Source organism: Acidovorax sp. GW101-11A03, from assembly GCF_059424825.1.
The window spans coordinates 36,125-60,957 of the sequence record NZ_JBWKZU010000024.1 but is presented as its reverse complement, the minus strand read 5'-3'; the positions used below and the strand labels follow the sequence as shown (position 1 = coordinate 60,957).

Sequence of the window (24,833 nt, the reverse complement as noted above, 5' to 3'; positions counted from 1 at the left end):
ACCGCCGGGGGCGACCACTGCCCCCAATGCCCTGCGCGCGATCAGCGGGGCAATCGTTGGCGCAACACCCACCAGGAGAGAGATGCCATGAGCAACACCAGCACGATGCGTCCCCATTCCGAAAGGGACGGAATGGCAGTTGCCCCACCCGCAGCCGCAGCCAGCAATGCGGGGCCTCCGGGGTCGAGGATGATGGCATTGGCCTGCAAATCGTCATCGCCCTGCTGTCCGTCCACTACCGTCAGCGTGATAGTGTTGCCCGAGATGACCGCTCCCGGGTAGGCATACCAGTGGGGTGTAGCGTTAGAGAGCGTAGGGCCGAACTTCCAGTACTGCGTGCCGGGAGGCAGTGGCGTGGGGTAAGTCAGTTTGACGGTGAAGGACGAGCCCGGCACGCCGCTCACGGCCACCAGATCAAACAAGCCCATGGGGAAAGACATCCCGGCAGGAGGAGGTACCGCAGGTGACTTGGGATGACCAGTCAACGGCATGAAACCAGCGTTTTGGTACTTCCCCGTACCAGCCTCAGCAAACACCCAGGCAGGCGTTGAAATATCGGCTGCCGCAGGGCCTGCTGGAGTCGCTCCCGTAACACCCGCGCCAGCTGTCACCGGAGGAGCCACCACGAAAGCCTGAACCACTTCAGTCGCGGCGTTGTAGTTGGCATCACCTGCCTGCGCCGCGATCACGCGGCAGGTCCCCATACCCACCAAGCGAACCACGGTGCCATTCACAGCGCACACCAGCGGTGTGTCTGTACGAAAGCTCACCGGCAGCCCAGAGCTGGCCGTCGCTGATAACGTGAAGTCTGGATTTCCCAACACCTTGCCTGACAACGGTGCGAAGCTGATTGTCTGCAGCGCCTTGCCCACAGAAACAGACGCGGTGCTAGTAGCTGCCTCATAGGTTGGGTCTGCCGCTTTGGTGGCCGTGACTTCACACACGCCCACCGCCGTTCCGGTCAACGTCGCTCCCGCCACGGAGCAGACTCCCGCGCCAGATGCAACCACATAGGTTACCGCGCCAGTGCCCGCACCTCCACTGGTGGAAAGGGTGGCCGTACCGTTGAGCGCAACCGACGAGGGCGTGGCCACCACCACCAGGGCGGGCTGTACCGCCCGGTTCACCATGACGGCAACGGTGGCAGTCGCGGAGCCGTAGTTGGTATCAGCTGCCTTGGTGGCTGTGACGGTGCAGCTGCCGACGCCAATACCGGTCAGGACATTGCCAGACACCTGGCACTGCCCAGCACCCGCCGTCACTGCAAAGCTCACCGCTCCGGTGCCCGATCCGCCACTGACACTCAGCGAAGAAGTACCCAGGTAAGGAATCGACGAGGGGCTGGCCGTGACGACCAAAGGTGCCTGAGCGGCCTGATCCACCTGGATATCCACGGTGGTGGAGACGGGCTCATACTGCGCATCGCCCGCGTTGGTGGCGGTCACGGTGCAAGTGCCCGGCTTCACCCCTGTGACCACGTTGCCCGCCAGCGAGCACGAGACAGCACCCGCCGTAACAGCCAGACTGACTGCGCCAGTGCCCGCACCACCTGAGGTCACCACCGTGGTCGTCCCGTTGACGGAAATGGTGGCGGATGGCGTAGCGCTGGCTGTCCAGCCAGGTTGCAAGGCCCGCGTGACCACCACCACCACCTGTCCAGAGACTTCGTTGTAGAGCGCATCGGAGGCGCGGGTGGCAGTCACGGTACACGAGCCCACGTCCGTCCCCGTGAGCACGCTGCCAGAGACGGAGCAAATGTTCGCGCCCGCCGTCACCGCAAAGCTGACCGCGCCCGAACCAGATCCACCTGCGGCGCCCAGCGTGGACGTACCGTGCAGCGCGATGGTGGTCGGCGAAGCCGACACAGTCAGCGGCGCCTGGTGGGCCTTGTTCACGGTGAAATCGACCGTTGCAGTAGCCTGCAGGTAGTTGTCGTCAGATGATTTTGTGGCTGTCACGGTGCAGCTGCCAACGCCAGTGCCTGTCACCGTAGAACCAGTAATCGCACAGTTGGAAGCCCCGGCAGTCACGGCATAGGTCACGGCCCCGGTGCCGGTTCCACCCGACACGGACAATGTGGAGGTGCCGTTGTAAACCAGCCCGGCAGGGCTGGCTGACACCGAGAGCGCAGCCTGCGCACCCTTGGCGTTTGTCAGCGCCAAGGTAGCCTGCACGGCACCGACCGTGGCGGTAATGTTGTACGTGCCAGCCAACATGTTTGCCGTAGCGTTCAGGGTGGCGATCCCGCTGGAGTTGGTAGTAGCGGTACCGCCAGAATCCAGTACGGCCGAGGCGCCAGAGCCCGGTGCACTGAAACTCACCACCACGTTCGGCAGCGTCCGCGAATCAACGTCAAACACCTGCACCTGCAGGGGCGTGGCAAAAGCCTGTCCGATAGGGGTGGACTGGGGGGAGCCTGCCATCACGTCCATCCGATGCGGCGGGCCGAAGGGGTCGATGCGCAGCACCAGCCCATTGGCTGCAGCCACGCTAGCCGCAGCCCCTGTGGTGGGGTTCGTCAAACCCGCTGCGCCAGATGTGGTGACGCCGCCAACTGAGAGGATTGCGTCGGCATCGACCATCGTGGCGGCGAGCGCATGCATGGCATCTGCCCCACTCGTCCCCAGAAAACCCGAATACACCAGCGTCGAAGGTGAGGAGTATTCAATCTTGCTGAGGAAGCCATCTTGCTGACCGGGGCGCACGGTAGCAATGCCACTCTGCGCCACCACTGGAAACCCCGTGCCCACACTGGTAACCCCAGTGGCGTAGAGCGCCGATCCATCGTCCGCCAACGCCGAGACATGGTCGTAGCCCGACCCGCCCAGGTACGTCGCAAATGGGGCCGAGGGATGGAGTCGGACCACGAAACCGTCCATGTTGCCGCTCGGGTTGTTCTGCGCACCCCCTGCAATGAACCGGGTATTGCTGTCATTGGCCGGAAAATTAGGCGCGTTGGTCTCGCCGCCCACCAACAGCCCACCATCAGCCGCAGCCACGATCGCAAGCGCACGGTCCATGCCAACTTCGCCGTTTTGCGGCAGCGAGCCCGTCAGGATCATCGTCTGCGCACTAGCTCCGTTAGGTGCGACAAACGCTACAAACGCATCCACCGCATCGACCGAACGCACCGCGAAGGTGGTACGCGATCCTGTCAGGTTGGGCAGACCTGCGGTGGAGTCCGTGGCGCCTGCCACGGCCAGTCGGCCATCGGACAACAGCGCCAGAGCGTTACCCATTTCATCACCGCCATTGCCGCCAATAAAACCCGCGTACTCCAGTCCGCTGCCATCTGCCGCTACCCGTGCAACGAATGCGTCCATACCGCCCGAGCCAACCTGGTCGCCACCGTGACTCAGGCTGGGGCCTCCAATGGCCGGGAACGCAGGGGCAGCCGTGGTGCAGCCTGCCGCCGCCGTGGTGGTACAGACGGAAAAGCCCGTGACGTAGGCGCGGCCCAGCGCGTCCACCGCAATCGCGTTGGCCTGGTCGTCTTCAGCACCGCCGATGAAGCCAGAGTACGAAAGCGTCGAGCCATTGCTATTGAGCCTCATCACAAACGCATCGCGGTCGTCCTGTACCTTGGTGCGGCGCAGGCGATTGCTGGCATCCGTTCCCGCTGTGGGGAAATTCGTGGAATGCGTGGCGCCGGCGAGATAGATGCTGCCTCCAGCATCAACGGCCAGTCCATGGCAGGCATCATTGGCGCTCCCGCCGAGGTAGGTTACGAACTCCGCCACGCCCTTAGGGCTGAATTTGACGAGGAAGGCGTCATCGCCCCCCCGCACGCCGGTACCGCCCGTGGTGGGCAGATTCATGGATTGCGTGGCGCCACAAGCGAAGGTATTGCCATCATCATCACGGGCGACAGAGAACACCTGATCATCGGCATTCCCCCCCACCAAGCCCGAGTAACCCGTCCAGGCAGGGTCGATCACCAAAGGCTTGGCCGCGTCGTGGGCCGCCAATCCAAACCCGATGCGCCAGCTTCGCTCGCCGACCTGTTCCACCCTGTACTTCGCAGCGACGGGGATGCGGCGGCCTCCGTCGGGCTGAAACACCACTGGTGCGGCATCCACCAGAAGGTCATCGCCCACGCGCCATAGCAAGGACCCGTCGGGCTGGAGGCGAACCCCGTCTGCTCCATCCACGCGCCAAATCACACGCAACGGATCGGCACCAGGTGTCAGCTCGAACTGATACTTGAAGCCTCCCGCATCCCCCGCAAAAACGGCATCTACGCCAGGCCATACGCTGCGGTACACCACCGAGCCATAGCTCTTGAGGCCCGTCTGCCACTGCGCCCGCTCTCCCACCAGCCAGTGGTAGACCGTGGGCGATGCTTGCGTGCCTTGGGGAATGGCTCCCACCGTACCCTCGAAGGTATAACGCAAGGCACCATCATTTGCGACCTTCATGCCCAAGGACTTTGCCTGGGATGCCGCAGCCTGCGCACGCCGGGACTGCAATACAACGCCTGTGGAATCAAAGGCGATCTGCCGTCCCCCAGCCACCGCACGAAACCGCGCCGCATCGCTGGCTGGCATGGCCACAAAACGATTTTCGCGCCCTGCGAACTCGCGCTGCACAACAGGTTTGGTCTGCGACCAGGTAGGCATGGCGCTGACGATGAGCGCCAGGGCCAGAACGGAACAACGCATGATGGAGGTCACTACAGGGCAGATAGAGAAAACCGGTTGGGGAGCAAAGCTGAGAGCGCGGCCTATGCAGGTCAGGTCCGGGGAGGGAAAACCCCCTGCAGCGCGATGATGAAATACGCAGTCAGGTAGGGCGGCATGTTGTTATGCGGCTGACTGTTGCCCGACACGCTCACAGCCTCACTCGCCATCGGCTCGCTTGGAGACACGCTGGCATAAGCACGCGCAGGCGATGCCCCCAGGCTGGCGCCTGTGGGGTCTGCCACAGTCGGCCCTGACGCGTCACCGCCGCGCAGCATGTGGGTATGAGAAGGTATCTCTGATTCCAGCAAACTCACGCTTTCCGCGCCGCCCGTTTGGCCGAGGTCATAAAGCGACAGGCCCGGGCCTTGCCCCGGCATCATGGGAGCGCGCCCTTGCAGGTCAGGCAAGGCAAAGTTGCTTTTGCCGTTGCCACCATAAGTGGTACCCAGCAACGAAAACAAAGCCGTGTTCTGCGACAAGGGCAGGAGTTGCCCATCGCACCATGCCCACCCTTTGGGAGCGAAATTGAAAGGTACGATACGGATTTCAGCAACAAAGGGGTCGGCCATAGAAAGTGTTCTCTCGTAGATCGATCAGGTTGCCGAAGGGAAGATGCCTTGCAGCGCGATCACAAAGTTCAAGGTCAGGAATGGGGGCAGGTTCAGGTGCGCCTGAGAGCCTCCCACAGACGTAATGGCGTCTGCGCGGACGGACGTTGTGGCCGATGCCGCATAGCTGCCACGGGATGCGGCGAAGACATTGCCAGCTGGCCCCGTAGCACGCCCCGTGGCGGAGGTCGCTAGGGGCACATGGGTATGCATCGGCAATTCATTGATTGACAGGGTGTGAGCCTCCTCACCACCACGCTCACCAAGCGTATGACTCTGGCCGACATGAATCGGCATACGCCCCCGGAAATCGGGCAGCGCGAAGTTCACGCGACCATCACCGCCGAAGGTCGTGCCCAGCAATGAAAACAGCCCCTGGTTCTGGTTGATAGGCAGAAGCTGGCCATTGCAAAGGGCCCAGCCTTTGGGCGCAAATGCAAACGAGACAATGCGAATCTCGGAGAGAAAAGGTTCTGCCATAGCGTCAGGTGGGAGACGGGAAAATACCGAAAAGCGAGATGATGAAGTTCACGCACAGGAAGGGCGGCCTGTTCTCATGCGGTTGGCTGCCACCAACCGGCGGCAGCGTTCCAAAATGCATGTTCTGCGCTGCGGGGACTGCATTCACGAACGCCTTGTAGTCGCGGTGTCGGGCGGGCAACGCCCCCACAGGAGAAGCCACGTAACCCGTGCCGGTCGATGCTCTCAGCACATGGTTGTGGTTGGGAATCTGGTTCACGGTCAGTGTGACTTCTTCCGCACCGCCCGTCTCCGCGAGGATGTAGCCGTTGCCCTGGTGAATCGGAATACGCCCGCGCAGATCAGGCACGGCGAAGGTGGCTTGCCCGTCACCGCCGTACGTGGTGCCGATCAACTGAAACAACGTATCGTTCTCAGAGATTGGCAGCAACTGCCCTTCACACAGAGCCCAGCCAGCAGGAGCAAAATTTCCGGCGAACATGCGTATTTCGCCAACGTAAGGTTGTGCCATGAAGCGCAGCAGGCCCGAAGGGCCGATGACATTGAGGGGGGATAACTGTCAGAGATAGGCCCGCCAAAACGAACCGGCGCGTCGATCATCTAAGCGCAACGCGCGGCGCCGAATATAGGATGGTCCGCGCACAGGAGCAAGACAAATGTGGCGCCGCAACAAAAACTGAGGCAAGATCGCCGCAGCGTGTCAGTGCCCTGAACCGACGCGACGCTGTCAGCCTCTTCAATATGAATCCACAAAGACGCACTCTTCTCAAAGCTGCTGGCCTAGCGCACGCCGCAGCATCTGCGGGACTGGCCCATGCCGCAACCACCTCTCGGCCCCAACAGTACACCCCCCACCCCGCCACGCTGCTGCGTAGCCACTTCGTGCCGCTGACCGGCGAGACGTTTGAGTTTCGCAAAGCCGATGGATTCCGAGCCACGGCGGTACTGCAACTGGCCAGCCCTTTACCAGGGGCGAATGATGGTGAAGCCAGCTTTCGGCTGGTCTTCCAGGCCACAGAGCATCAGCCGCTGAAGCAGGACACCTGGGATGTTTCTCACCCAGCCCTCGGCAGCCACGCAATCTTTGTAAGCCCCAATGATGCTGCGGGCTTTGAGTTGGAAGCTGTGTTCAACCGCCACCAGCCTGTCTAGAGCGCCGCCACATTTCTTGCTATCTCTCTCGGTGCCGCAGCCGCACAGCCCATGCATACCCTGCAGCGCCCTATCCGGGCAATCTCGATGGGTTCTCTGGTGGCAATTGGGACTTGGGCACATCGCCCTGTGACCAGACCTGACTGGCCGGGCGCCGCATGCGCACATAGATGGCCTCAACCGCTTCAGGCACGAAGCCCTCGCGCACATACAAGCCATAGGCAGGGTTGCTCGCTTCCACAAACAAGAGAGTTTCTCGGCCTTCTCGGTCCGCCCGCTCAAGCACTGCGTGCACGAGGGCAGCCCCCCACCCGCGTCCGCGCGCGGCGGGCATAAGCGCAATGTCCATCAGGCGCAGCGGGCCCGGTGCCGTTCCCAGGTACAGGCGGCCAACGCGCTCTCCCTCGTACTCCGCCACCAGGAACAGCGCCCCCGGGTAGTGAGAACGGTAGTGTTTGTCCTGCAGCGCGAACTGCGAATCAGAAAACGCCTGCTTCTGTGACTCCGTCCAAACAGTCATCGCCAGTTCCGGGTCCCGCACGGTGCGGTACAAGGCACGTAGAAAAGGTAGATCCTCTTCGCCGACAGCTCTTAGCCGCATCCCCATCGGCAGGGGTGACAGACCCCACTCACACCACATGCGAAAAGCATGCCTCGTATGCGAACCCAGCAGGCGAGCGTGCAATAGGAGTCATGAACACAGCAAAATCGCCCAACTCGGCATGCCGCAGTTGATAGGTTCCCTGGGCAAGAAAACTGTCTGCCGGGCCTTCAAAACAGATGGCGAACTGGTGGACACCTGGTGCAGCGGGAGACTCGACGACACTACTGACTTCCAGTTTCACATCGACTGGGCCGGCCGCCGTTGGCGCAATGGCCAGAATCTGCTGGCCAACAAAGCGCTGCGCATCAACCCACGTCAGTTGGCGAGCGTACAAGGCGGGTTCCAACACGGCAAAGCTCCAATTTTCAGCAGTAACAATACACCCCAGCCACCCGCACATTGCCTTGTGGTGGAGCCCAAGAAGTATAGCGAGGGGGGCGCCCATGCAGGTGCCAGAGCGTCGCCAAGCTCTTGACGATAAGCATAGAGCACGCCCCTCGCCTACACTTTCGAGCGCTGGCACCGTGTCCCCACTCAACACGCCACGCGACGCGCCCGTCTGGCCCTCGATTTTTGTTTCCAGCATGACCCCACCCACAACCACTGCCGCCCCGATGCTGACCACCTCCTCCGGCAACCTGCGCGGCATCGTCGCCATGGTGGCCGCTGTGGGCTTCTTCTCGCTGATGGATGCGCTGCTCAAAACGCTGACCGCCCACTACCCGGCCATGCAGGTCGCCGCACTGCGGGGCTGGGCCGCGCTGCCGCTGGTGGCGCTTTATGCGCTGTGGCGTGGCGAGGTGCCCCGGCTGCTCCAGGTGCGCTGGCCGCTGCACCTGCTGCGCGGCGGACTCAACGTGGCCATGCTGGCGCTGTTTGCGTTTGCCATCCGCGAGCTGGCACTGGCCGAGGCCTACACGCTGTTCTTCATCGCGCCGCTGCTGATCACCGCGCTGTCTACCGTGGTGCTGCGCGAACGCGTGCGCGCCGCCCACTGGGTGGCCATTGCACTGGGCATGGTGGGCGTGCTGGTGGCGCTGCGGCCCAGCCAGGAGGCGTTCTTTACCCTGGGTGCGCTGGCGGTGCTGGCGGCGGCGGGCTGCTATGCGGTGTCGGCCATCACGGGCCGCCTGCTCACGCGCACCGATTCAAGCGCCAGCCTGGTCTTCTGGACCACCACCCTGCTGGCGCTGGGCGCGGGCACGCTGGCCTGGCCGCAGTGGGTGGACGTGGCCCAGGCGCACTGGCCGCTGGTGGCGGGGCTGGCCGTGACCGGTTTTGCGGGCCAGTTGGCCATCACCGAGGCGTTCCGCCACGGGCAGGCGTCGGTGGTGGCGCCGTTTGAATACACGGCCCTGGCCTGGGGCATGGGGCTGGACTGGGTGCTGTGGCAGACCGTGCCGGGCTACAGCACGCTGCTCGGGGGCGCGATCATCATCGGCAGCGGCCTGTATCTGGTGCGCCAGGAGCGCACGCAGGCCGTGGTGCCACCCTGACAACGGCGCCGCCGCTGCACAGTTGCCTGCGTACAAAATGCTATAAATTGAATAGCAAACAAGAGAATACCAGAGCGCGGAAACGGCCCATTTTCTCAATAAAACCGGACACCCAGCCCATGCAAGCCCACGACATCCTGCACTTCTGGTTTGAAGAACTCACGCCCGCGCAGCACTTTGCCCAAAGCGACGCGCTGGACGCGCAGATCCGCACCCGGTTTGGCGCCACCTGGCAGGCCGCGCGGCAGTGCGAGCTGTGGGCCTGGCGCGCCACGCCCCTGGGGCGCTTGGCCGAGATCCTGGTGCTGGACCAGTTCTCGCGCAACCTGCACCGGGGTTCGCCCCTGGCGTTTGCGCAGGACGCCCAGGCCCTGGCGCTGGCCCAGGAGCTGGTGGCCGGGGGCCACGATGCTGCGCTGACGCCCGCGCAGCGCGCCTTTGCCTACATGCCCTACATGCACAGCGAGTCGGCCGCCATCCACGCGCAGGCCCTGGTGCTGTTTGACCAGCCGGGGCTGGAAAACAACCTGCAGTTCGAGGTGCGCCACCGCGACATCATTGCGCGCTTTGGGCGCTACCCGCACCGCAATGCGGTGCTGGGGCGCAGCTCCACGCCCGAGGAGCTGGCGTTCTTGCAGCAGCCCGGTTCGTCGTTCTGAACCACCGGGCGCGTTGCGCTCCCGTCAGATCGGCCGGGTCAGGTACACCGCCTCACGCCCCACGATGGGCTCGCGCGTGGGCATCATCACCGTGCAGTCGTCGCACAGCGCGCGGATCTCGTGCGGGCCATCGGTGGCGATGAGTTCGCCCTGCGCAAACACCTCAAAGCCCTGCACGGGCCGCGTGAAGCGGAAGTCTGCCGTGCGCACCATGCAGGTCTCCAGCAGCTCGTAGCGGCGCTGTGCCTCGGGCGCGGGCCGGTCGGCCAGCGGGGCGATCAGGCCAAAGTGCGCCAGAAAATCCTGCGCCACCGCCGTGGCCACATCGGCGGCCGATTGCAGGAAATGCTGGCCACACTCCACCACCAGGGCCACGCCCGAGCCATCAGCCTGGCCGTGGCGGCCATGCTGGATGAGCGGCGTGCCCGAGCCCAGACCGCTGGGCATCACCAGGTGCACGGGCGGGCGGCCCAGGGCCAGCGCGGCCTCGGCGTTGCGCGGGTAGGCGGGGTAGACCCAGAACGGCTGCACATCCTGGCTGGTGGAGTGGATGTCAAGGATGTGGTCGGCCGCCGCCACCACCGGACGCAGGGTGCGGGCGCGTTGCAGCTCGGGGCTGTCTGTGGTGCCGTCCAGCTCGGCCGCAGACCACACGCGGTTGAGGTTGTGCACCAGCTGGCGGCTTTCAAACGGGCGGCTCGGGTCAAACGACTCGTAGGCGGCCACGTTGGCAAAGCTGATGGTCAGCGTGCCGATGAGGGGGCGCACGCCCGTGTCCAGCAGGTGCGTGGCGGCCACCATGCCGCAGATCTCGTTGCCATGCGTGAGGGCGTTGATGAGCACATGGGGGCCGGGCTTGCCGGATTCGAAACGGTGCACATAGTCGATGCCCACATTGCCCTGACGGTAGGCCGAGAGATCGCGGGGCAGGACTTCAAAAACAGGGGGGTTCTGGGACATGGAGAGCAATTGATAAGACAACACATCATTGTCTGCGCAAAGCAGAAACCGCGTGGCCTGCGTGTACGATGCCCCGCCACTGGCACCACCACTTCAACACCCGATGCCCACTGCCCGACTTTGCCCGCTGGCCGATGTGGCCGCCCTGATCCCCGCCGACTGCTGGATGGCCGAGCGCCTGGCGGAGGACCCCACCGCGCTGTCCGATGAAACCGTGCTGTGGATCACCGGCGACGTGCAATGGCCCGAGCTGCACCTGGACGCCCCCCTGGCCAGCGGCAGCCCGCAGCGCCGCTGGTGGCAAGGCCTGCAAACCGGCGCGGACAACACGCCCATCCCCCGCTCGCTTTTTCTCATCCTGGTGGACGGCCACCTGCGCATCGACGGCGCGCTCACCTGCGACGACACCGACGGCACGACCCACCTCATCGTCACCGGCGACGCCAAGGCGCACAACGCCGTGATCGGCGGGCAGCTGGTGCATGTGCAGGGCGCACTGCGGGTGCAAGATCTGTTGTGGGGCCACTACAACCATGGCGAGCTGCGCGTGCACGGTGGGCTGCAGGCCCGCGTGGCGCTGTTCACCGACGAATACCACCTGCACATCGCAGCACCCGAGCAAGTGGAGTTTCTGCTGGACGAGGTGCGCCCCGTTCCGCACCTGGCGGAGTTCTCGTGCGAGGTGCTGGGCGCCGTGTTTGCCCCCGAGTTCCTTCATGGGGCAACGTCGGGCGAAGAGGGTCTGGCCGCGATGCTGGACCGCCCCCAGGTGGTGGCCGCCGTGCGGGCTGGCGACAGCGCGGTGCACAGCAGCGCAAACATCCAGGCCGCCTGGCCGCTGGCACACGACCTGTGCGCCGACAACAGCATCAGCGTGCCAAACATCCTGGCCGTGGTGCACACGCCGGTCATCGCGCACAAGGAGCACAAGGCCTATGGCTGGTTCCAACAGACCGACTTTTCGATCTGCCAGCGGCATGTGGACGAAGTCGGTGACCAGCGCGACGACAACGTGTTCATCACCGTCTGGAAAACCTGGGACTTCTACCTCTCGGTCGAGCAGACGCCTGCGCCCCAGGGCCTGCTGCAGCGGCTGGCGGCCACGGTGTTGCGCCGCAGCGTGCCCACCACGCCGCAGCTCACGCTGCTGTACCGCCGCTACAGCCATGGCGAACCCGGCGAATGGCAGGCGCTGGCCGAGGACACCGACCCCGACGCCTGGCAGGCCTGCCAGACCGCCTGGCGCGGTGTGCTCGACTACGTGCGCAAGGCCGTGGGCCAGCACCGCGCGCGCTACCCGCTCCACCAGCGTCTGGTGACCACGCTGACGGCGGAGCACATCGAGCGCTTCACCAGCCTGCCCGTGTTCACCGACCAGTACAACGACTGGTGGGACAGCGACCGCAACGGCTGGTGGGAGGGCGACATCTGGGTGGGCGCCCGCCAGCCCTGCATGCACGACGGCGAGCCCTGGGGCCGCGCGCTCAAGCTCAGCTGGCACAACGGCGACGACGCACCGGGCGATGACGAAGACAACGCCCACAGCGCCTACCAGATCAACATCGACGAGGCCCGCGAAGGGCCTGCGGTGGTCGAGTTCACCTACGCGCAGCGCCAGAGCGACAGCCGCGCCCCCCTGCCCCGGGGCGCGGCCGACCACATCGCCCGCCTGCTGCGCATTTATGGCGCTGTTGAGGCCCGCGTCCGCGCCCAGGCCGAGCAAGAGGCCGCCCGCCAGGCCGAGGCCCAGCGCATCGAGGCAGCCGTGCACCTGCTCGCCACCCCGCCCCTGGCGGCCGATGTGCCCGATGTGGCGGTCTTTCCGCTGGAGCTGATGGAACTCTCGGCCCGGTGGCAGGCCGACGGCCAGGCCTATGTGGCCGCCGTGCGCGCATACCAGCTGGCGCAAGACAGCCCCGAGCCCACGGCGAGCGAAGCGGCGGCGGCTGACGGCGAGAATGACGACGGCGAGGAAGAAGACAACCCCCTGCCCCCCGACCCGCGCAAGGCCGCCGCCCCCACCGTGCTGCAGCTGGCACGCGTGGTGCACCGGCATGCCGATGCCGACCTGGGCGAGCGCTTTCGCCAGCGTTTTGCGTTTGCCCCCGATGCCTTTGTGCAGCGCGCGGCCAATGCAGGCTGCTTTATCGGCCCGGTGTTTGCGCTGGACGACGGCCGTGTGGTGGCACGCATTGGCGCGGCCTACGACGACACCGCGCACTGGGTGGCCGTGCAGGGTCCGCACCACCAGCCGCTGCCCGCGCTGCGCGGCCTGGGCCGCTCCCACAACCGGCACATCTTTGCCCAGAGCGACGGCCAGCAGATCACCACCCACCAGGGCTTTGGCGGCCCGGTGATTGCGCGTTTTGCCCTGCCCCGTGGCAACGAAGGCCTGCCACCCCATGTGCCCGTGGCGCCCGGCCCGCTGGGGCAGCGCTGCGACGAACTCATCCCCTTCAACGACGGCCAGCGCGTGCTGCTGCGCAACCCGACCGGCATCTACCTGCTCACCCCCACGGAGAGCGGCGGCAGCGATGGCCGCAGTGGCGGTGGCTGCGTGCAACGCCTGCACCCGCAAACCTTTGACGAAGACGGCCCCTACACCTGGCCCAAGAACCAGATGGACGAAGAGGCAGGCGGCCAGACCGTCACCGTGCTGGCCCTCGACATGCTGCACATGGCCCTCTCGCCCGACGAACACCGCATCGCCGTGGGCGACCAGGACAGCAGCCACATCCTGCTCGACGCCCAGGGCACCCTGGTGGCCGAGTACGACCCGCAATCGTCCTACCCGCACCACGCGGTGTTCTCGCACGACGGCACACGCCTGTTCGCCAACTCCTGCCATCTGTACTGGGGCAGCACGCTGTCGGTGCCGCTCGCGCCACTGTCGCCGCTCGCTGAGCAGGGGCAGCAAGACGCGCCGCAGCCCACCCCATCCGACGCAGAAGACCTGCCCACACTGGACGGCCGCTGCCGCGTCTACGCCTCGGCCACCCAGCCCGGCCTGGTCGTTCTGGGCGACGCCGACGGCTACCTGCACGCCATCAGCGACGACGGCCAAGCCCTGTGGCGCCACCACATCGGCAGCACCCTCAGCGGCATGGACATGGCCCCCGACGGCGGCGTGCTGTGGGCCGCCAGCTACGGCGGCTACCTGGTGCGACTGGAGCGCAGCGAGGCGGGGATGGACCCGTATTCGATTGGGACTTCGCCGTATGTGGAGACCAGCCGGTGGATTTTCTGGGGGGATGAGGCGGGGCCGGTGCGGTGGTAGGGGGTGCTCACACCTCACTGGTTCGCTCGCTATAGTTTCGCTCGGTGCTTCCCTCAGGGGTTTCACGGACTTTTTTTACATTTAGATCGCCGTCCAGCTTACCCAGCAGGCGCAGCGAGAAACGCTACCTTCGAGGTGAATGCCGTGCCCCTGTTTCGCACATTCGTCTTACTTCTCGCCATCAGTGCAACCCCCGCATGGAGTGCTTCGTTCAGTCTTGTGGCGAAACCTGGTCAATTTGACGCCCGTACGCTTGCGGCTCCGTCAGCGACAGTCACATTCAGCGGCACGGCGAAGCTGGTTACCTTCGCTGGTTCGCCCCAGTGGCCAACCGCCTCGTACATCGGCATTCAAGAGGGCCCGGATCGAACCAATAGCCTCCAAGTCCTAGCCGTCCGAAACCGCTCAACGGACGACTCGCTTGTCATCGGATACCGCTTGGTCGTTGGTGGCAAGGAAGTCAAGGTCGAGTCAATCGCAAACATTCCTTTGCATGCGGTTTGGAAAGTTCGAATCCGGTTTGACAGAGGTGTCGCGTACCTTCAGGTGAATGGTGCGCACACAGTGGAGCTGCGCACACCATTTAAACAAGCCGCACCATACGTGTCTGTGTCTTCTGGCGAAGCGGAGTTTGCGGTTGACCTCTAACGCTGGGCGAAGGAGGCATCCCTCACTGCAACGACCGAGTATTCCTGCCGGGTAGAACAAGCCTCGCTCACCCAACACGCTCGGAACCAACGCCGCTCGGCAGACGACCGCACACGCCCCTACTGCAGCACCAACTCCACCCGCCGATTCTTCGACCGCCCCTCATCGCTGCTGTTGCTCGCCACAGGCGCCAACGAAGCCACGCCGTTGCCCACCATGCGGTTGGCGGCAATGCCATAGTCCTTGACCAGCGCCGCAGCCACTGCATCAGCCCGGCGTTTGGACAGGGCCAGGTTGCTGTCAAACCCACCCACGCTGTCGGTGTGGCCCACCACGTGCAGCTTGACGGTCGGCTCGGCCTTGAGGAAGGCGGCAATCTGCTCCAGCGAGGGCTTGGATTCGGGCTTCACGTCGGCCTTGCCGGTGTCGAACAGGATGCCGTAGATGGCGACCTTGCCATTGGCGGTGATGGATTTGCTGATGTCGGACGCACTGACCACCACCATCTTCTGCTCCATGGCCTGGGTCTCCAGGATGTCCACGGCAATGTAGGCGCCCTGCTTGGCCTTGTAGGTGGGCTCGTCCTTGGGCCAGTCGATGGCGATCAGGCGCACGGTGGTGTTGCCCTTCTGGAAGGTGCCGGTGCGCAGGCTGCTGGCGCTGGCCGCGTACATCACGTATTCGCTGCGGTTGTTCTTGACGAAATCGCGACGGCCGCTGCTCAGGCTGGCCAGAAAGTTGGTGTAGCTGCCGGCGGCGCTGTCGCGGGTGGAGTCGTACAGCGCCGCAAAACCGCTGGACGTGAGGTCGTTCGCGTAGTTGCGGAACAGCTCCAGCGACCGCGTGGCGCCCGGCGCTTCGTACCACAGGCGGGTGAGCTTGCCTTCGAGCGCCAGGGGCGGCTGCACATAGATTCGCCGGTAGGCCTGCAGGTCAAACTCCTTGAAGGTGGAGGTCTGGAACTCCACAGCGTCGAAGTTGCGCACCTCGTAGCCCACGATGGTGCTGCCGCCAAAGCGCTTCACGGCCGGGTGGTCCTTGGCGCCGGGCAGGTCTTGCGCTGCGGCCAGTGCCTGGCTGGCCAGGGCCAGGAAGCCGAGGCACAGCGATGCGCCCCATTGGCGAAACAGTGTCTTGATCATGAACGCTCTCCGGTTGGCGGCACGGTTGCAAACTGGCCCTGTGCACCGCACTGCACGGCGCAGCCAGGGCGGGCCGCAGCCATGATAGGGGAGGCCCTGGCGGCACACCACCCTGCACGCGCGCATCCCGTGGCCGCCACACGCGCCTTTCGCGCAAAACATCACGGACTGGCGCAGGAAGCCTTGTCGCACCCGCCAAAGTGCGGGCCCGGCCCTTCCTGCGCCAGGGTGTCCTGCGCATTGCGCAGCGGGCAGACCTTGAGCGACAGGCAGCCGCAGCCAATACAACCGTCGAGCTGGTCGCGCAGCGCCGTCAGCGTGCGGATGCGCTCGTCCAGGTCGCTGCGCCAGCGGGCAGACAGGCGCCGCCAGTCGGCCACCGTGGGCGTGCGGCCTGCGGGCAGTGCCTGCAAGGCCTGGGCAATGGCGGCCAGGGGCACGCCCATGCGCTGCGCCACCTTGATCACGGCCACGCGCCGCAGCACCGAGCGCGGATACCGGCGCTGGTTGCCCGCGTTGCGCACGCTGGCAATGAGTCCGCGCGATTCGTAGAAGTGCAGAGCCGACACGGCCACACCGCTGCGGCTGGCGACCTCGCCTACCGACAGGTCAGCCTGACCGTCAACTACCACGCTGGCCGTGGCGATGGGAGTCTTGGCAAGTTTCACATCAGTTCCTTTGCGGTTATTGGGCGGGGTATTGACCTCAATATAACTTGAGGTTTGATACTTTCACCCACTGCCCCGCAAAGCCCCCGCAAGGCTTTCGCTTGGCACACCGGCGTCCCGCCATATCGATTCCCCCTGATCCAGGACCCTTGCACCATGCCCCTTGATTCCGCCCCAACCCTGGCCTCCTCTCACCTCCATTTCATCAACCCGCCCGGCCTGTACGACCCGCGCGCCAATGGCTACACGCATGTGGTGGTGGCCCCGGCGCAGGGTCGCACGGTGTATATGGCAGGCCAGGGGGGCGAGAACGTTGCAGGTCAGTTGTCGCCCACGTTTGGCGAACAAGTGCACCAGGCGTTGGCCAACCTGCGTCTGGCGCTGGCGGCTGCAGGCGCCAGCGTGCACGATGTGGCCAAGCTTACCGTGCTGGTGGTGGACCACTCCGAAGAGCGACTTGCATTGTTCAGCCAAGCCGTGCGCAACCTATGGCCCGATGGCGCGGCGCCGGCCTGTACGCTGATTCCCGTGCCCCGCCTGGCGCTGGATGGCATGCTGGTGGAGGTGGACGCCACTGCGGTCCTGCCAGCATGATCCCCCGCCACGGCGCGGGCACCACCCGCACAGAACCCGCCGGTTTGTGCCGTACCATGCGGCACGGTCCCATCCCGAGACCCCTCAAGGAAACCCCATGGCCAAAGGTGAACAACGCAGCAACAAGATGGCGAAGAAGCCCAAGAAGGACACATCGCCACCCAAGGAGTACAGCGGCTCCGACCGCCCCATGCCACCCGTCACCAGCGTCATCTCCAAGGGCAAGGACAAGAACAAGTAGCGGCTGGGTATTGCGCACCAGGGGATTTGCTATCAAAAAAGCAGCAATATCCCTTTTGCCCTTGCGCGCAGACGGCCTTTTTTTCTTGTATTTTTCGTGGATCCAGCCCCCATCGGCCTCCCCTGCCCTCCTTACCGCAATGCCTCGGCAGGCACCAGGCGGGCCAGCCACTGGGTGTCGGGCTCGGGTCGGCCGAAGAGATAGCCCTGGTACACGATGTCGGGCGCGCGCTGGCTCAGGAAGTCGGCCTGCGCCTGGGTCTCGACCCCTTCAGCCACCACTCGCAGGCCAAAGTGGCGCGCCACCGACAGGATGCCCTCCACCAGCACACCATCGTCGGCATCGGTGGGTGCATCGTGCACGAACGAACGATCGATCTTGATCTCCTGAATGGGCAGGCGCTTGAGGTAGGCCAGCGATGAATAGCCCGTGCCAAAGTCGTCGAGCGAGATGTCCACCCCCAGTTGGGCCAGCTCCCGCATCTTGGCCACCGTGTCGTCAAAGTCTTCGATCACCAGCCCTTCTGTCACCTCCAGCGTCAGCAGCCGGGGGTCGGCCCCGCTGGAGGCCAGCAGCGCGCGCACCTGCGGCACAAAGCCTGCCTGCCGGAACTGGCGCGCGCTGAGGTTGACCGACAGCCGCAGCCGCCGCTCGTGGAACGCAGGCTGCGCCAGCAGTCCGCATGCATGGGCCAGCACCCACTCGCCCAGGCTCACGATGAGATCGGACTCCTCGGCGATGGGGATGAAAACACCCGGCGGCACCAGGCCGTCGCGCGGGTGCTGCCAGCGCACCAGCACCTCGGCCCCGGTCAGCCGCCCCTCCACATTGACCTGCGACTGCAGGTGCAAACGCAGCTCGCCCGCGCCAATCGCGTGGCGCAGCTCGCGCTCCAGCCGAAAACGTTGCTCGGCGGCCTCGCCCATGCCTTGCTCAAAAAACGCGGCCCGCCCGCCACCTGCCTGCTTGGCGCGGTGCAGGGCCATGCCGGCACGCCGCAAGGCGTCGTGTGCGCTGTCGCCCGCGCTTTGTGGGTACAGCGTGATGCCCACGCTGGCGCCCAGCTGGGCGTCCTGCGCATCGCCCTCCAGGCGCAGGGGGTGCAGCAGGGTGGCCTGCAGCCTGGCGGCAAAGGCCAGCGCGTGGCGGCTGGCCAGGGACACATCCACCCCCAGGCCGTGCAGCACCACGGCAAACTCGTCGCCCGCCACCCGCACCAGCAGGCTCTGGGCGGGCAGGATCTCGGACAGGCGCAGGGCCACGGCGCACAGCAGGCGGTCGCCCATCTCGCTGCCACGCGCGTCGTTGAAGGTGGTGAAGCGGTCCAGGTCCAGCAGCAGCAGCGCGTGCTGCATGGAGGGCGGGCGGCCCGCGCGGCCGTGCAGGGTCTGCAGCCGCTCCATCAGCGTGGAGCGGTTGGGCAGGCCGGTGAGGCTGTCGAAATGCGCGAGGCGGTGGATCTCGTCGGCCGCGCGCTTGCGCTCGGTGATGTCCTGCTTGAGTTCCACGTAGTGGCTCACGCGGCCGTCGGGCTGGCGGATCGGGGCCACCACCACCGACTCGATCAGCGCCTGCCCGTCCTTGCGGTAGTTGACCTGCTCGCCCGCCCAGCTGTCGCCCCGGGCCAGGGTGGTGCGCAGGCCCTCGCGCTGCGCGGGCGCCAGGCCGTTGCTTGAATACTCGGCCGACGCGCGGCCCACCACTTCTTCGCGTTCGTAGCCCGTGCGGCGCACGAAGGCGTCGTTCACGTATTCGATGTCTTCGCGCAGGTCGGTGATGACGATGGCCTCGGGGCTCTGCTCCACGGCCCGCAGCAGCTTGCGCAACGAGGCCTCACTGGCCGCGAGGTTGGCGGCCGTGCGCTGCGCCTCCTGCACACGGCTCATGTAGCTGCGGCGCGAAAGCAGCGTGGCCGCAGCCGTGAGCACCAGGATGCCCGCCAGGTACACGGCCCCGGCCACACGGTTGGCCACCTGCACCGGCTTGAACATGCCCAGGATGTCGGCCCAGATAAAACCCAGGAACAGCAGTGCCGTGAGCCCCACCAGCGTGATCGTGGCGCGCCCCCCCAGCAGCCAGCCCGCCAGCACAATGATCACGGGGTAGTTGAGCAGGTTGGGGCCGTTGACGCCGCCATTGCGGGCCGCCACCAGCGACACCGACACCCACACGCCCCACACCAGCAAATGGGTGGCCTGCTTCCAGCGCTGGCGGCTTGCGAGCCACAGCGTTGCAGCCCCCACCAAGGACGCCACAAAGTTCAGCCCCACGCGCACCGGCGCCATGGGTTCGTCGAACATCAGCAGCACACCGATGGTGCCCGCCAGCAGCATCACGGCCCAGCCTGCCACCCGCACCAGGTTGCGCGTGATGGCATCTTCGTAGTCAGGCAACGGAACAGCAGAAGCTTCGGCCATGGCAACGGGTAGAGGGGGGAAGGAACCATCGTAACCGCAGCTTTCGCAAACGCCTACCCGCAAAATGCCTGCGGCGGCGCGCCTGCAACAGGGCTGCGGGCCTTGCCCAGGGCCCTTGGGGGCAAGGTCAGTCTGCGCTGTCTTCGCTGCCCGGGGCCGGTTCCCGCACGCCCGAGCCTTTGCCCTTGGCCTTGGCACGCGCGTCTTTCTTGGCCTGGCGTTTGGCGTCTTCGGCCAGGCCCGCGGCGCGCCAAGCCTCAAACTCAGCGGGCGTCTCCAGCGTGATGCGGCCCAGGATGGCCGAGCGGAAGTCGGTCATCACGATCTCGGCCGTCTTCTGCAGGTTGACCCGGCCACCGCCCAGCATGGCGCCGCGTTTTCGGCCAATGGCTTCCAGCAGTTCGTCGTCCTGCATGGTCGCCATGGCCCCGGCGGGCAGGCCCAGCTTGTAGCGCGCCTCCAACAGCGGGGCATAGTGCTGCTGCAGGCGGCGCAGCAGCTCCAGCGCCACCAGCTCTTCGTCATACGCATTGCGGCCCACGGCGCCGCTGGCGGCCAGGTTGTAGCCACTTTCGGGCACGATGATGCGTGGCCACAGCATGCCGGGCGTGTCCCACAGGTAAAAGTCGTCGGCCAGGGTGATGCGCTGCTCCAGCTTGGTGATGCCCGCCTCGTCGCCCGTCTTGGCCTGGCGCTTGTTGCTGAGCGTGTTGATCAGCGTGGACTTGCCCACGTTGGGCACGCCGCAGATCAGCACGCGCATGGGCTTGGCCATGCCGCCCCGGTTGGGCGACAGCAGGTGGCAGGCGTCGATGAGCTTGCGCGCGGGCGCGGCGTCGGACGCATCGAGCGGCACGGCGCGCGTGTCGCTCTGGGCGTTGTACCAGTCCACCCACAGGGCTGTGCGCTCGGGGTCGGCCACATCCTGCTTGTTGAGCACCTTGAGCGTGGGCTTGTGGCCCGTGATTTCGGCCAGCAGCGGATTGTCGCTGGAGCCGGGCAGGCGCGCGTCCAGCACCTCGATCACCACATCAATGTCCTTGATGCGTTCGGTGATGGCTTTCTTGGTCAGGTGCATGTGACCGGGGAACCACTGGATGGCCATGATGCGGGGGTACTTTCTTGTGTTTTTAAGACTGTCGGAGGGTGGCAAGGATAATCGCGCTCTTTGCCGCCACCCGCCACAGCGCTTTTTCTGCCATGCCCGCACCCACCGACAAACACCGCAACGCCGCCGCCCGCAAGGCCGACAAGGAGCTGCTGTTCAAGGGCGTGACCTGCGCCCTGATTGGCCTGGTCATCCTGCTGGCGCCGTACGTCGCCCGCTCGGACAGCGTGCGCGAGCTGATGGCGCAAGCCACCCTGGTGGGCTGGTTCGCGCTGGTGCTGGGCATTGGGTTCGGGGTGCTGTACGGCGTGCGCCGCGCCCAGGCCGGACGCCACCAGCCGTGACACCAACCATGGCAGCAGATGGCTTCACCGCCCCGGCCCGCGCCGTGGACGGCGCCTCGGCCCAGGCCCTGTTTGTCGCCTTGCAACAGCGCGCCGAAGAACTCGGGATCACCCTGCGCACCCCGCCGCCCGAGCCCACCACCTGCTGCGGCCGGGGCTGCAATGGCTGCGTGTGGGAGGGGTTTCTGGACGCGGCGGAATACTGGCGCCAGGAGGCCCTGCTGCAGTTGCAAGGCTAAAAAATCAAGCCAAATTAGCCTCTACCGCCTGATGGGCAAGCGGTTCAAGCTATTAAATTTGCAGCAAATGCATCTGCAGAGCGCCTGCAGAAGTTGACGCCTGCAGCTTCTTGCGTCAGCCCAGTTCCTTCACCGCCATGTACTGCTCGCGCCATTCCTCGAACGGCAGCGTGTCCGCCGCCTCGATGGCTTTCTGCGCAGCGATGGACTCTGCGGCCATGGCCATGTAGCGGGCCTGTTGCGCGTCCGACCAGGGCAGACCCAGCAGCGCGTCCCGCGCAGCGATGGACTGCTGGCGCGCAAAGGACTCGAAGCTGTGGTGGTGGTGCTGCGTGATGTGGTCCAGCACGCGGGCCGACGGGGTGCGCTCGGGCGCGGCCATGAGCGCGCGGGCATCGCGCAGCGCGGCACTGTAGTCGCCCGTGCCATGGGTGGCATCCAGCGCAGCGGCCAGGGGCTCGCAGGCGGCCAGCACCTCGCTGCCCCAGTCGGTCAGCAGCACGCTCTGGCCGTTGCGCGTCAGGTGCAGGCCACTTTCGCGGCCGCGCTCGGCAGTAAGGTGCTGGTTCTGCTTGAGCTCGGCGATTTCGGCGGGCGTGTCCGGCGGGCTGTCGGACAGCAGGCAGTGCAGCAAAAACACGTCCAGCAGGCGCATGGTGGATGCCGTGATGCCCACGGGCACGAAGGGGTCCAGATCCATCAGGCGCACCTCCACATACTCCACGCCGCGCTCGCGCAAGGCGTGCAGCGGGCGCTCGCCCGTGCGCACGGTGCGCTTGGGGCGGATGGTGCCGTAGAACTCGTTCTCGATCTGCAGCAGGCTGGTGCCCAGCTGGTTGTAGTCGCCCCCCGGGTTGCGCACCCCCACGGTTTCATAAGCCGGGTAGGGTTTGGTCAGCGCCTCGTGCAGCGAGTTGGCGTAGCCGGTCAGGCCGTTGTAGCTCACGGCCAGCGTGGCCTGGGCATCGCTCTGGTAGCCCAGGCGGCCCATGCGCAGCGAGGTGGCGTGGGGCAGGTACAGCGCGCTGCCGCCCTCCATCTGCTGCAGGCCATGCTGGCGCCCTTCCACAAAACAGGGGCACAGCGCGGGCGAGGCGCCAAACAGGTACAGCAGCACAAACGCGTGGCGGCGGAAGTTGCGGATGAGCGAGAAATACTGCTCGCTCGTCACGCCGGACAGCGACCAGTTGTAGTGGATGCCTGAAATGGTCTGCATGCGCCGCCCATATCGGTGGCCCAGGCCCATGCGGTACACGCTTTTGGCGCGGCCCACGTTGGAGCTGCCGTAGCGGCCGATCGGGATCGTCTCGTCCGTGGGCAGGCCGCAAGGCATGCTGGAGGCCCAGAGCAGCTCGCCGCCGCTGTCCTTGAGGGTGCGGTGCACGAACTGGTGCACCTCGGTCAGCTCATCCAGGCACTGCTGCACACCCTTGTGGGCGCCAGTGATGAGTTCGAGCTGCGATTCGCTGTAGTCGGTAGTGATCAGCGGGTGCGTGAGCGCAGAGCCCAGCGCCAGCGGGTGGGGCGTAAGCGCCAGGCCGCCCGTGGGCAGCACGCGCAGCCCTTCCTTTTCAATGCCGCGGCGAATCCCCCCCAGGGCATCCGCCGGATAGGCGGCCAGTCTCTCGTGCAGTTTGCTCATATGTTTATACCGATCCAACTTCTGTCGGCCCGGAACTTAGCACGTTGAGCGCTGGCCCGCCTTTGGGGAAATCAAGCCCTTGCGGCCATGGCCTTTCCTATTTCGCTGGTTCCCTGTGCAGCGCCACTTTGTGGTACCTGTTCGCCCGCGCGCTCGGTCGCCTCGGCCAGGCGGGCCGCAAGTTGCTCGGGCACGTCAGCGCCAGTCCCCAGGTGGATGCCCTGCGTGAGCGTGATGTGGGCCGCCTCGAAGCTGCCACCGCCCGCGCACAGGACGGTGCGCGTGGGCGCGCTTTCGTGCGCCAGCACCAGCATGGCGGGCACCACGGACTCGGGGCGCAGGGCGTCGAGCATGTCCTTGGGGAACAGGTCTTCGGTCATCCGCGTGGCGGCCGTGGGCGCCAGCGCATTCACACGGATGTTGTTCTTGGCACCTTCGATGGACAGCGTCTGCATCAGCCCCACCTGCGCCAGCTTGGCCGCACCGTAGTTGGCCTGGCCGAAATTGCCGTACAGCCCGGTGGACGAGGTTGTCATCACGATCCGGCCGTACTGCTGCGCGACCATGTGCGGCCACACTGCCTTGCAGCAGTGGGCCGCGCCCATCAGGTGCACATCCACCACCAGGCGGAAGTCGGCCATGTCCATCTTGGCAAACGACTTGTCGCGCAGGATGCCGGCGTTGTTGACCAGGATGTCCACCCGGCCCCAGGCGTCGATGGCCTGCTGCACCATGGCTTCGACGGCGGCAAAGTCGGTGACGGACGCGCCATTGGCCAGCGCTTCGCCGCCCGCAGCGCGGATCTCGTCGACCACAGCCTGCGCGGCCGTCACCGTGCCGCCGCTGCCGTCCACCGCGCCGCCCAGGTCATTGACCAGCACCTTGGCGCCGCGCGCGGCCAGCGCCAGTGCGTGCTGGCGGCCCAGGCCCCCGCCTGCGCCTGTGACGATGGCCACGCGGCCTTGGAAGTCGATACCCATGTGAGCTTCTCCTGTTGTTAGTTAGTTGGTTGTGTTGTGCAAAGAGGGGACTGGGTGCCGGGAGGGCACGCTGCGCGTGGGACTTTAAGCGAGATGGGGGGTAGCGGGGGTTGCGCAGGTGACTGGGGGGCTTGCTTTGTGTGCTGGTTGTGGCGACGTGCTTGTTTGACGGACGGAGGCCGGGTCTCCGCCATCAACACAAGCAAGCAGCCAACCAAGTCCTCCCCAAAAGAAGCCAATCGAGTAAGGTATCTCCCCGCAAACAAGCCCCGAAGAAAAGGAAAAGAAACCCCATGAAAGCAACCTGGAACGGCGTCGTCATCGCCGAGAGCGATGACACCGTGGTGGTCGAAGGCAACCACTACTTCCCCGAAAGCGCACTCAAGCGCGAGTTTTTCACCTTCAGCAACCACAAGACCATGTGCGCCTGGAAAGGCCAGGCCAGCTACCTGTCGCTGCTGATCAACGGCGAAATGCACCCCGATGCCGCCTGGTTCTACCCCGACCCCAAACCCGAGGCCGAAGAAATCCGGGGCCGCGTGGCGTTCTGGAAAGACGTCAAGGTCACGGCCTGAACCACCGCTTGTGGGTTATCCCTGCTGCCGCTGGACAATCATGTGGATAAGTTTTGGCAAGTCCTGTATGACAACTCCAAGTGCTTGATTTGTAAGGACACACCCCGCATTGCATATTTTTTAAGCAACCCCTCAAAAGCCAGCAGCGGTTATCCCTTTCTGCACTGGACAATCATGTGGATAACGTTGGACAAGCCCTGTATGAAGTGGATAAGTGATTGATTTAAAAGGAATATCCTTGCATTGATCAAAAAACAGGCACCCAGCAGACACTCTCCAGTCTCGGGCCAGCCACCCACAGCCATGCCCCGCCGCAC

Annotated in this window: 22 protein-coding genes; 9 read left to right on the top strand and 13 right to left on the bottom strand. The window is 65.3% G+C overall.

Annotation, left to right across the window (positions count from 1 at the left end):
* Nucleotides 1–41 precede the first annotated feature (41 nt).
* From AC07Z7_RS12175 to AC07Z7_RS12160, 4 genes are all read right to left on the bottom strand, one after another.
* On the bottom strand, nucleotides 42–4,661 hold the full coding sequence (locus AC07Z7_RS12175) for a DUF7948 domain-containing protein (RefSeq protein ID WP_494766386.1): 4,620 nt from the start codon (nucleotides 4,659–4,661) through the stop codon (nucleotides 42–44).
* A 71-nt stretch (nucleotides 4,662–4,732) separates the two neighbouring features.
* Nucleotides 4,733–5,251: a phage tail protein gene (locus AC07Z7_RS12170; RefSeq protein WP_094287260.1), complete on the bottom strand. Its 519-nt coding sequence runs from the start codon at nucleotides 5,249–5,251 to the stop codon at nucleotides 4,733–4,735.
* A 24-nt stretch (nucleotides 5,252–5,275) separates the two neighbouring features.
* Complete coding sequence (locus tag AC07Z7_RS12165) at nucleotides 5,276–5,770, bottom strand: phage tail protein (RefSeq protein ID WP_494766385.1); 495 nt, start codon at nucleotides 5,768–5,770, stop codon at nucleotides 5,276–5,278.
* A 4-nt stretch (nucleotides 5,771–5,774) separates the two neighbouring features.
* On the bottom strand, nucleotides 5,775–6,281 hold the full coding sequence (locus tag AC07Z7_RS12160) for a phage tail protein (protein ID WP_494766384.1): 507 nt from the start codon (nucleotides 6,279–6,281) through the stop codon (nucleotides 5,775–5,777).
* 371 nt (nucleotides 6,282–6,652) lie between these two features.
* Here AC07Z7_RS12160 and AC07Z7_RS12155 point away from each other — a divergent pair, with 371 nt between their 5' ends.
* Complete coding sequence (locus AC07Z7_RS12155) at nucleotides 6,653–6,922, top strand: DUF6916 family protein (RefSeq protein ID WP_205734093.1); 270 nt, start codon at nucleotides 6,653–6,655, stop codon at nucleotides 6,920–6,922.
* Between the two features lie 70 nt (nucleotides 6,923–6,992).
* On the opposite strand, the gene AC07Z7_RS12150 is transcribed toward AC07Z7_RS12155, so the two are convergent.
* Both AC07Z7_RS12150 and AC07Z7_RS12145 read right to left on the bottom strand, forming a co-directional pair.
* Nucleotides 6,993–7,475: a GNAT family N-acetyltransferase gene (locus AC07Z7_RS12150; RefSeq protein WP_494766383.1), complete on the bottom strand. Its 483-nt coding sequence runs from the start codon at nucleotides 7,473–7,475 to the stop codon at nucleotides 6,993–6,995.
* Nucleotides 7,476–7,551: 76 nt separating this feature from the next.
* On the bottom strand, nucleotides 7,552–7,875 hold the full coding sequence (locus AC07Z7_RS12145; protein WP_494766382.1) for a DUF6916 family protein: 324 nt from the start codon (nucleotides 7,873–7,875) through the stop codon (nucleotides 7,552–7,554).
* 265 nt (nucleotides 7,876–8,140) lie between these two features.
* On the opposite strand from AC07Z7_RS12145, the gene AC07Z7_RS12140 reads away from it, so the two are divergent.
* Both AC07Z7_RS12140 and AC07Z7_RS12135 read left to right on the top strand, forming a co-directional pair.
* Nucleotides 8,141–9,022 carry a DMT family transporter gene (locus tag AC07Z7_RS12140; protein WP_494766381.1) on the top strand — a complete coding sequence of 294 codons (882 nt, stop codon included), beginning with the start codon at nucleotides 8,141–8,143 and terminating at the stop codon, nucleotides 9,020–9,022.
* Nucleotides 9,023–9,141: 119 nt separating this feature from the next.
* Nucleotides 9,142–9,681 carry a DUF924 family protein gene (locus tag AC07Z7_RS12135; protein WP_494766380.1) on the top strand — a complete coding sequence of 180 codons (540 nt, stop codon included), beginning with the start codon at nucleotides 9,142–9,144 and terminating at the stop codon, nucleotides 9,679–9,681.
* A gap of 24 nt (nucleotides 9,682–9,705) precedes the next feature.
* Here the strand turns inward: AC07Z7_RS12135 and AC07Z7_RS12130 are convergent, their stop codons facing one another.
* The gene (locus AC07Z7_RS12130; protein ID WP_494766379.1) at nucleotides 9,706–10,641 is read right to left on the bottom strand and encodes a M14 family metallopeptidase; all 936 of its coding nucleotides are present in this window, start codon (nucleotides 10,639–10,641) and stop codon (nucleotides 9,706–9,708) included.
* A gap of 103 nt (nucleotides 10,642–10,744) precedes the next feature.
* Between AC07Z7_RS12130 and AC07Z7_RS12125 the strand changes: the two genes are divergently transcribed.
* On the top strand, nucleotides 10,745–13,918 hold the full coding sequence (locus AC07Z7_RS12125; RefSeq protein ID WP_494766378.1) for a WD40 repeat domain-containing protein: 3,174 nt from the start codon (nucleotides 10,745–10,747) through the stop codon (nucleotides 13,916–13,918).
* Between the two features lie 767 nt (nucleotides 13,919–14,685).
* On the opposite strand, the gene AC07Z7_RS12120 is transcribed toward AC07Z7_RS12125, so the two are convergent.
* Together AC07Z7_RS12120 and soxR are read right to left on the bottom strand one after the other, a co-directional pair.
* Complete coding sequence (locus AC07Z7_RS12120) at nucleotides 14,686–15,708, bottom strand: OmpA family protein (protein WP_494766377.1); 1,023 nt, start codon at nucleotides 15,706–15,708, stop codon at nucleotides 14,686–14,688.
* Between the two features lie 161 nt (nucleotides 15,709–15,869).
* Nucleotides 15,870–16,376, bottom strand: coding sequence for a redox-sensitive transcriptional activator SoxR (gene soxR / locus AC07Z7_RS12115; RefSeq protein ID WP_494766376.1), 507 nt, complete (start codon nucleotides 16,374–16,376; stop codon nucleotides 15,870–15,872).
* Between the two features lie 156 nt (nucleotides 16,377–16,532).
* Here soxR and AC07Z7_RS12110 point away from each other — a divergent pair, with 156 nt between their 5' ends.
* Together AC07Z7_RS12110 and AC07Z7_RS12105 are read left to right on the top strand one after the other, a co-directional pair.
* Nucleotides 16,533–16,970: a RidA family protein gene (locus AC07Z7_RS12110; RefSeq protein WP_494766375.1), complete on the top strand. Its 438-nt coding sequence runs from the start codon at nucleotides 16,533–16,535 to the stop codon at nucleotides 16,968–16,970.
* Between the two features lie 97 nt (nucleotides 16,971–17,067).
* Nucleotides 17,068–17,211 carry a hypothetical protein gene (locus tag AC07Z7_RS12105; RefSeq protein WP_494766374.1) on the top strand — a complete coding sequence of 48 codons (144 nt, stop codon included), beginning with the start codon at nucleotides 17,068–17,070 and terminating at the stop codon, nucleotides 17,209–17,211.
* Between the two features lie 131 nt (nucleotides 17,212–17,342).
* Here AC07Z7_RS12105 and AC07Z7_RS12100 read toward each other — a convergent pair whose 3' ends face one another.
* Nucleotides 17,343–19,628 (bottom strand): putative bifunctional diguanylate cyclase/phosphodiesterase, encoded by a 2,286-nt coding sequence (locus AC07Z7_RS12100; protein WP_252658429.1) that lies wholly within the window; start codon nucleotides 19,626–19,628, stop codon nucleotides 17,343–17,345.
* Nucleotides 19,629–19,755: 127 nt separating this feature from the next.
* The gene (gene ylqF, locus AC07Z7_RS12095; RefSeq protein ID WP_494766373.1) at nucleotides 19,756–20,733 is read right to left on the bottom strand and encodes a ribosome biogenesis GTPase YlqF; all 978 of its coding nucleotides are present in this window, start codon (nucleotides 20,731–20,733) and stop codon (nucleotides 19,756–19,758) included.
* Nucleotides 20,734–20,828: 95 nt separating this feature from the next.
* Here ylqF and AC07Z7_RS12090 point away from each other — a divergent pair, with 95 nt between their 5' ends.
* Together AC07Z7_RS12090 and AC07Z7_RS12085 are read left to right on the top strand one after the other, a co-directional pair.
* Nucleotides 20,829–21,080, top strand: a complete 252-nt coding sequence (locus tag AC07Z7_RS12090; protein WP_494766372.1) for a hypothetical protein — start codon at nucleotides 20,829–20,831, stop codon at nucleotides 21,078–21,080.
* Between the two features lie 8 nt (nucleotides 21,081–21,088).
* Nucleotides 21,089–21,319: an oxidoreductase-like domain-containing protein gene (locus AC07Z7_RS12085; protein ID WP_494766371.1), complete on the top strand. Its 231-nt coding sequence runs from the start codon at nucleotides 21,089–21,091 to the stop codon at nucleotides 21,317–21,319.
* Between the two features lie 115 nt (nucleotides 21,320–21,434).
* On the opposite strand, the gene gshA is transcribed toward AC07Z7_RS12085, so the two are convergent.
* A complete protein-coding gene (gene gshA / locus AC07Z7_RS12080) occupies nucleotides 21,435–22,961 on the bottom strand; it encodes a glutamate--cysteine ligase (protein ID WP_494766370.1) in 1,527 nt (508 codons plus the stop codon).
* Between the two features lie 71 nt (nucleotides 22,962–23,032).
* Entirely contained in the window at nucleotides 23,033–23,941 is a 909-nt protein-coding gene (locus AC07Z7_RS12075) for an SDR family NAD(P)-dependent oxidoreductase (RefSeq protein WP_494766369.1), read from the bottom strand.
* A 293-nt stretch (nucleotides 23,942–24,234) separates the two neighbouring features.
* Between AC07Z7_RS12075 and AC07Z7_RS12070 the strand changes: the two genes are divergently transcribed.
* Entirely contained in the window at nucleotides 24,235–24,516 is a 282-nt protein-coding gene (locus AC07Z7_RS12070) for a DUF427 domain-containing protein (RefSeq protein ID WP_094287224.1), read from the top strand.
* Nucleotides 24,517–24,833 lie beyond the last annotated feature (317 nt).

What these genes read in the sequence shown, in the direction of transcription:
- AC07Z7_RS12090 (WP_494766372.1), top strand. Translation starts at nt 20,829, where the DNA reads ATGCCCGCACCCACCGACAAACACCGCAACGCCGCCGCCCGCAAGGCC.
- gshA (WP_494766370.1), bottom strand. Translation starts at nt 22,961, where the DNA reads ATGAGCAAACTGCACGAGAGACTGGCCGCCTATCCGGCGGATGCCCTG.
- AC07Z7_RS12100 (WP_252658429.1), bottom strand. Translation starts at nt 19,628, where the DNA reads ATGGCCGAAGCTTCTGCTGTTCCGTTGCCTGACTACGAAGATGCCATC.
- AC07Z7_RS12110 (WP_494766375.1), top strand. Translation starts at nt 16,533, where the DNA reads ATGCCCCTTGATTCCGCCCCAACCCTGGCCTCCTCTCACCTCCATTTC.
- AC07Z7_RS12120 (WP_494766377.1), bottom strand. Translation starts at nt 15,708, where the DNA reads ATGATCAAGACACTGTTTCGCCAATGGGGCGCATCGCTGTGCCTCGGC.
- AC07Z7_RS12160 (WP_494766384.1), bottom strand. Translation starts at nt 6,281, where the DNA reads ATGGCACAACCTTACGTTGGCGAAATACGCATGTTCGCCGGAAATTTT.
- AC07Z7_RS12170 (WP_094287260.1), bottom strand. Translation starts at nt 5,251, where the DNA reads ATGGCCGACCCCTTTGTTGCTGAAATCCGTATCGTACCTTTCAATTTC.
- AC07Z7_RS12140 (WP_494766381.1), top strand. Translation starts at nt 8,141, where the DNA reads ATGCTGACCACCTCCTCCGGCAACCTGCGCGGCATCGTCGCCATGGTG.
- AC07Z7_RS12070 (WP_094287224.1), top strand. Translation starts at nt 24,235, where the DNA reads ATGAAAGCAACCTGGAACGGCGTCGTCATCGCCGAGAGCGATGACACC.
- AC07Z7_RS12135 (WP_494766380.1), top strand. Translation starts at nt 9,142, where the DNA reads ATGCAAGCCCACGACATCCTGCACTTCTGGTTTGAAGAACTCACGCCC.
- AC07Z7_RS12130 (WP_494766379.1), bottom strand. Translation starts at nt 10,641, where the DNA reads ATGTCCCAGAACCCCCCTGTTTTTGAAGTCCTGCCCCGCGATCTCTCG.
- AC07Z7_RS12125 (WP_494766378.1), top strand. Translation starts at nt 10,745, where the DNA reads ATGCCCACTGCCCGACTTTGCCCGCTGGCCGATGTGGCCGCCCTGATC.
- AC07Z7_RS12165 (WP_494766385.1), bottom strand. Translation starts at nt 5,770, where the DNA reads ATGGCAGAACCTTTTCTCTCCGAGATTCGCATTGTCTCGTTTGCATTT.
- AC07Z7_RS12085 (WP_494766371.1), top strand. Translation starts at nt 21,089, where the DNA reads ATGGCAGCAGATGGCTTCACCGCCCCGGCCCGCGCCGTGGACGGCGCC.
- AC07Z7_RS12175 (WP_494766386.1), bottom strand. Translation starts at nt 4,661, where the DNA reads ATGCGTTGTTCCGTTCTGGCCCTGGCGCTCATCGTCAGCGCCATGCCT.
- AC07Z7_RS12105 (WP_494766374.1), top strand. Translation starts at nt 17,068, where the DNA reads ATGGCCAAAGGTGAACAACGCAGCAACAAGATGGCGAAGAAGCCCAAG.
- ylqF (WP_494766373.1), bottom strand. Translation starts at nt 20,733, where the DNA reads ATGGCCATCCAGTGGTTCCCCGGTCACATGCACCTGACCAAGAAAGCC.
- AC07Z7_RS12075 (WP_494766369.1), bottom strand. Translation starts at nt 23,941, where the DNA reads ATGGGTATCGACTTCCAAGGCCGCGTGGCCATCGTCACAGGCGCAGGC.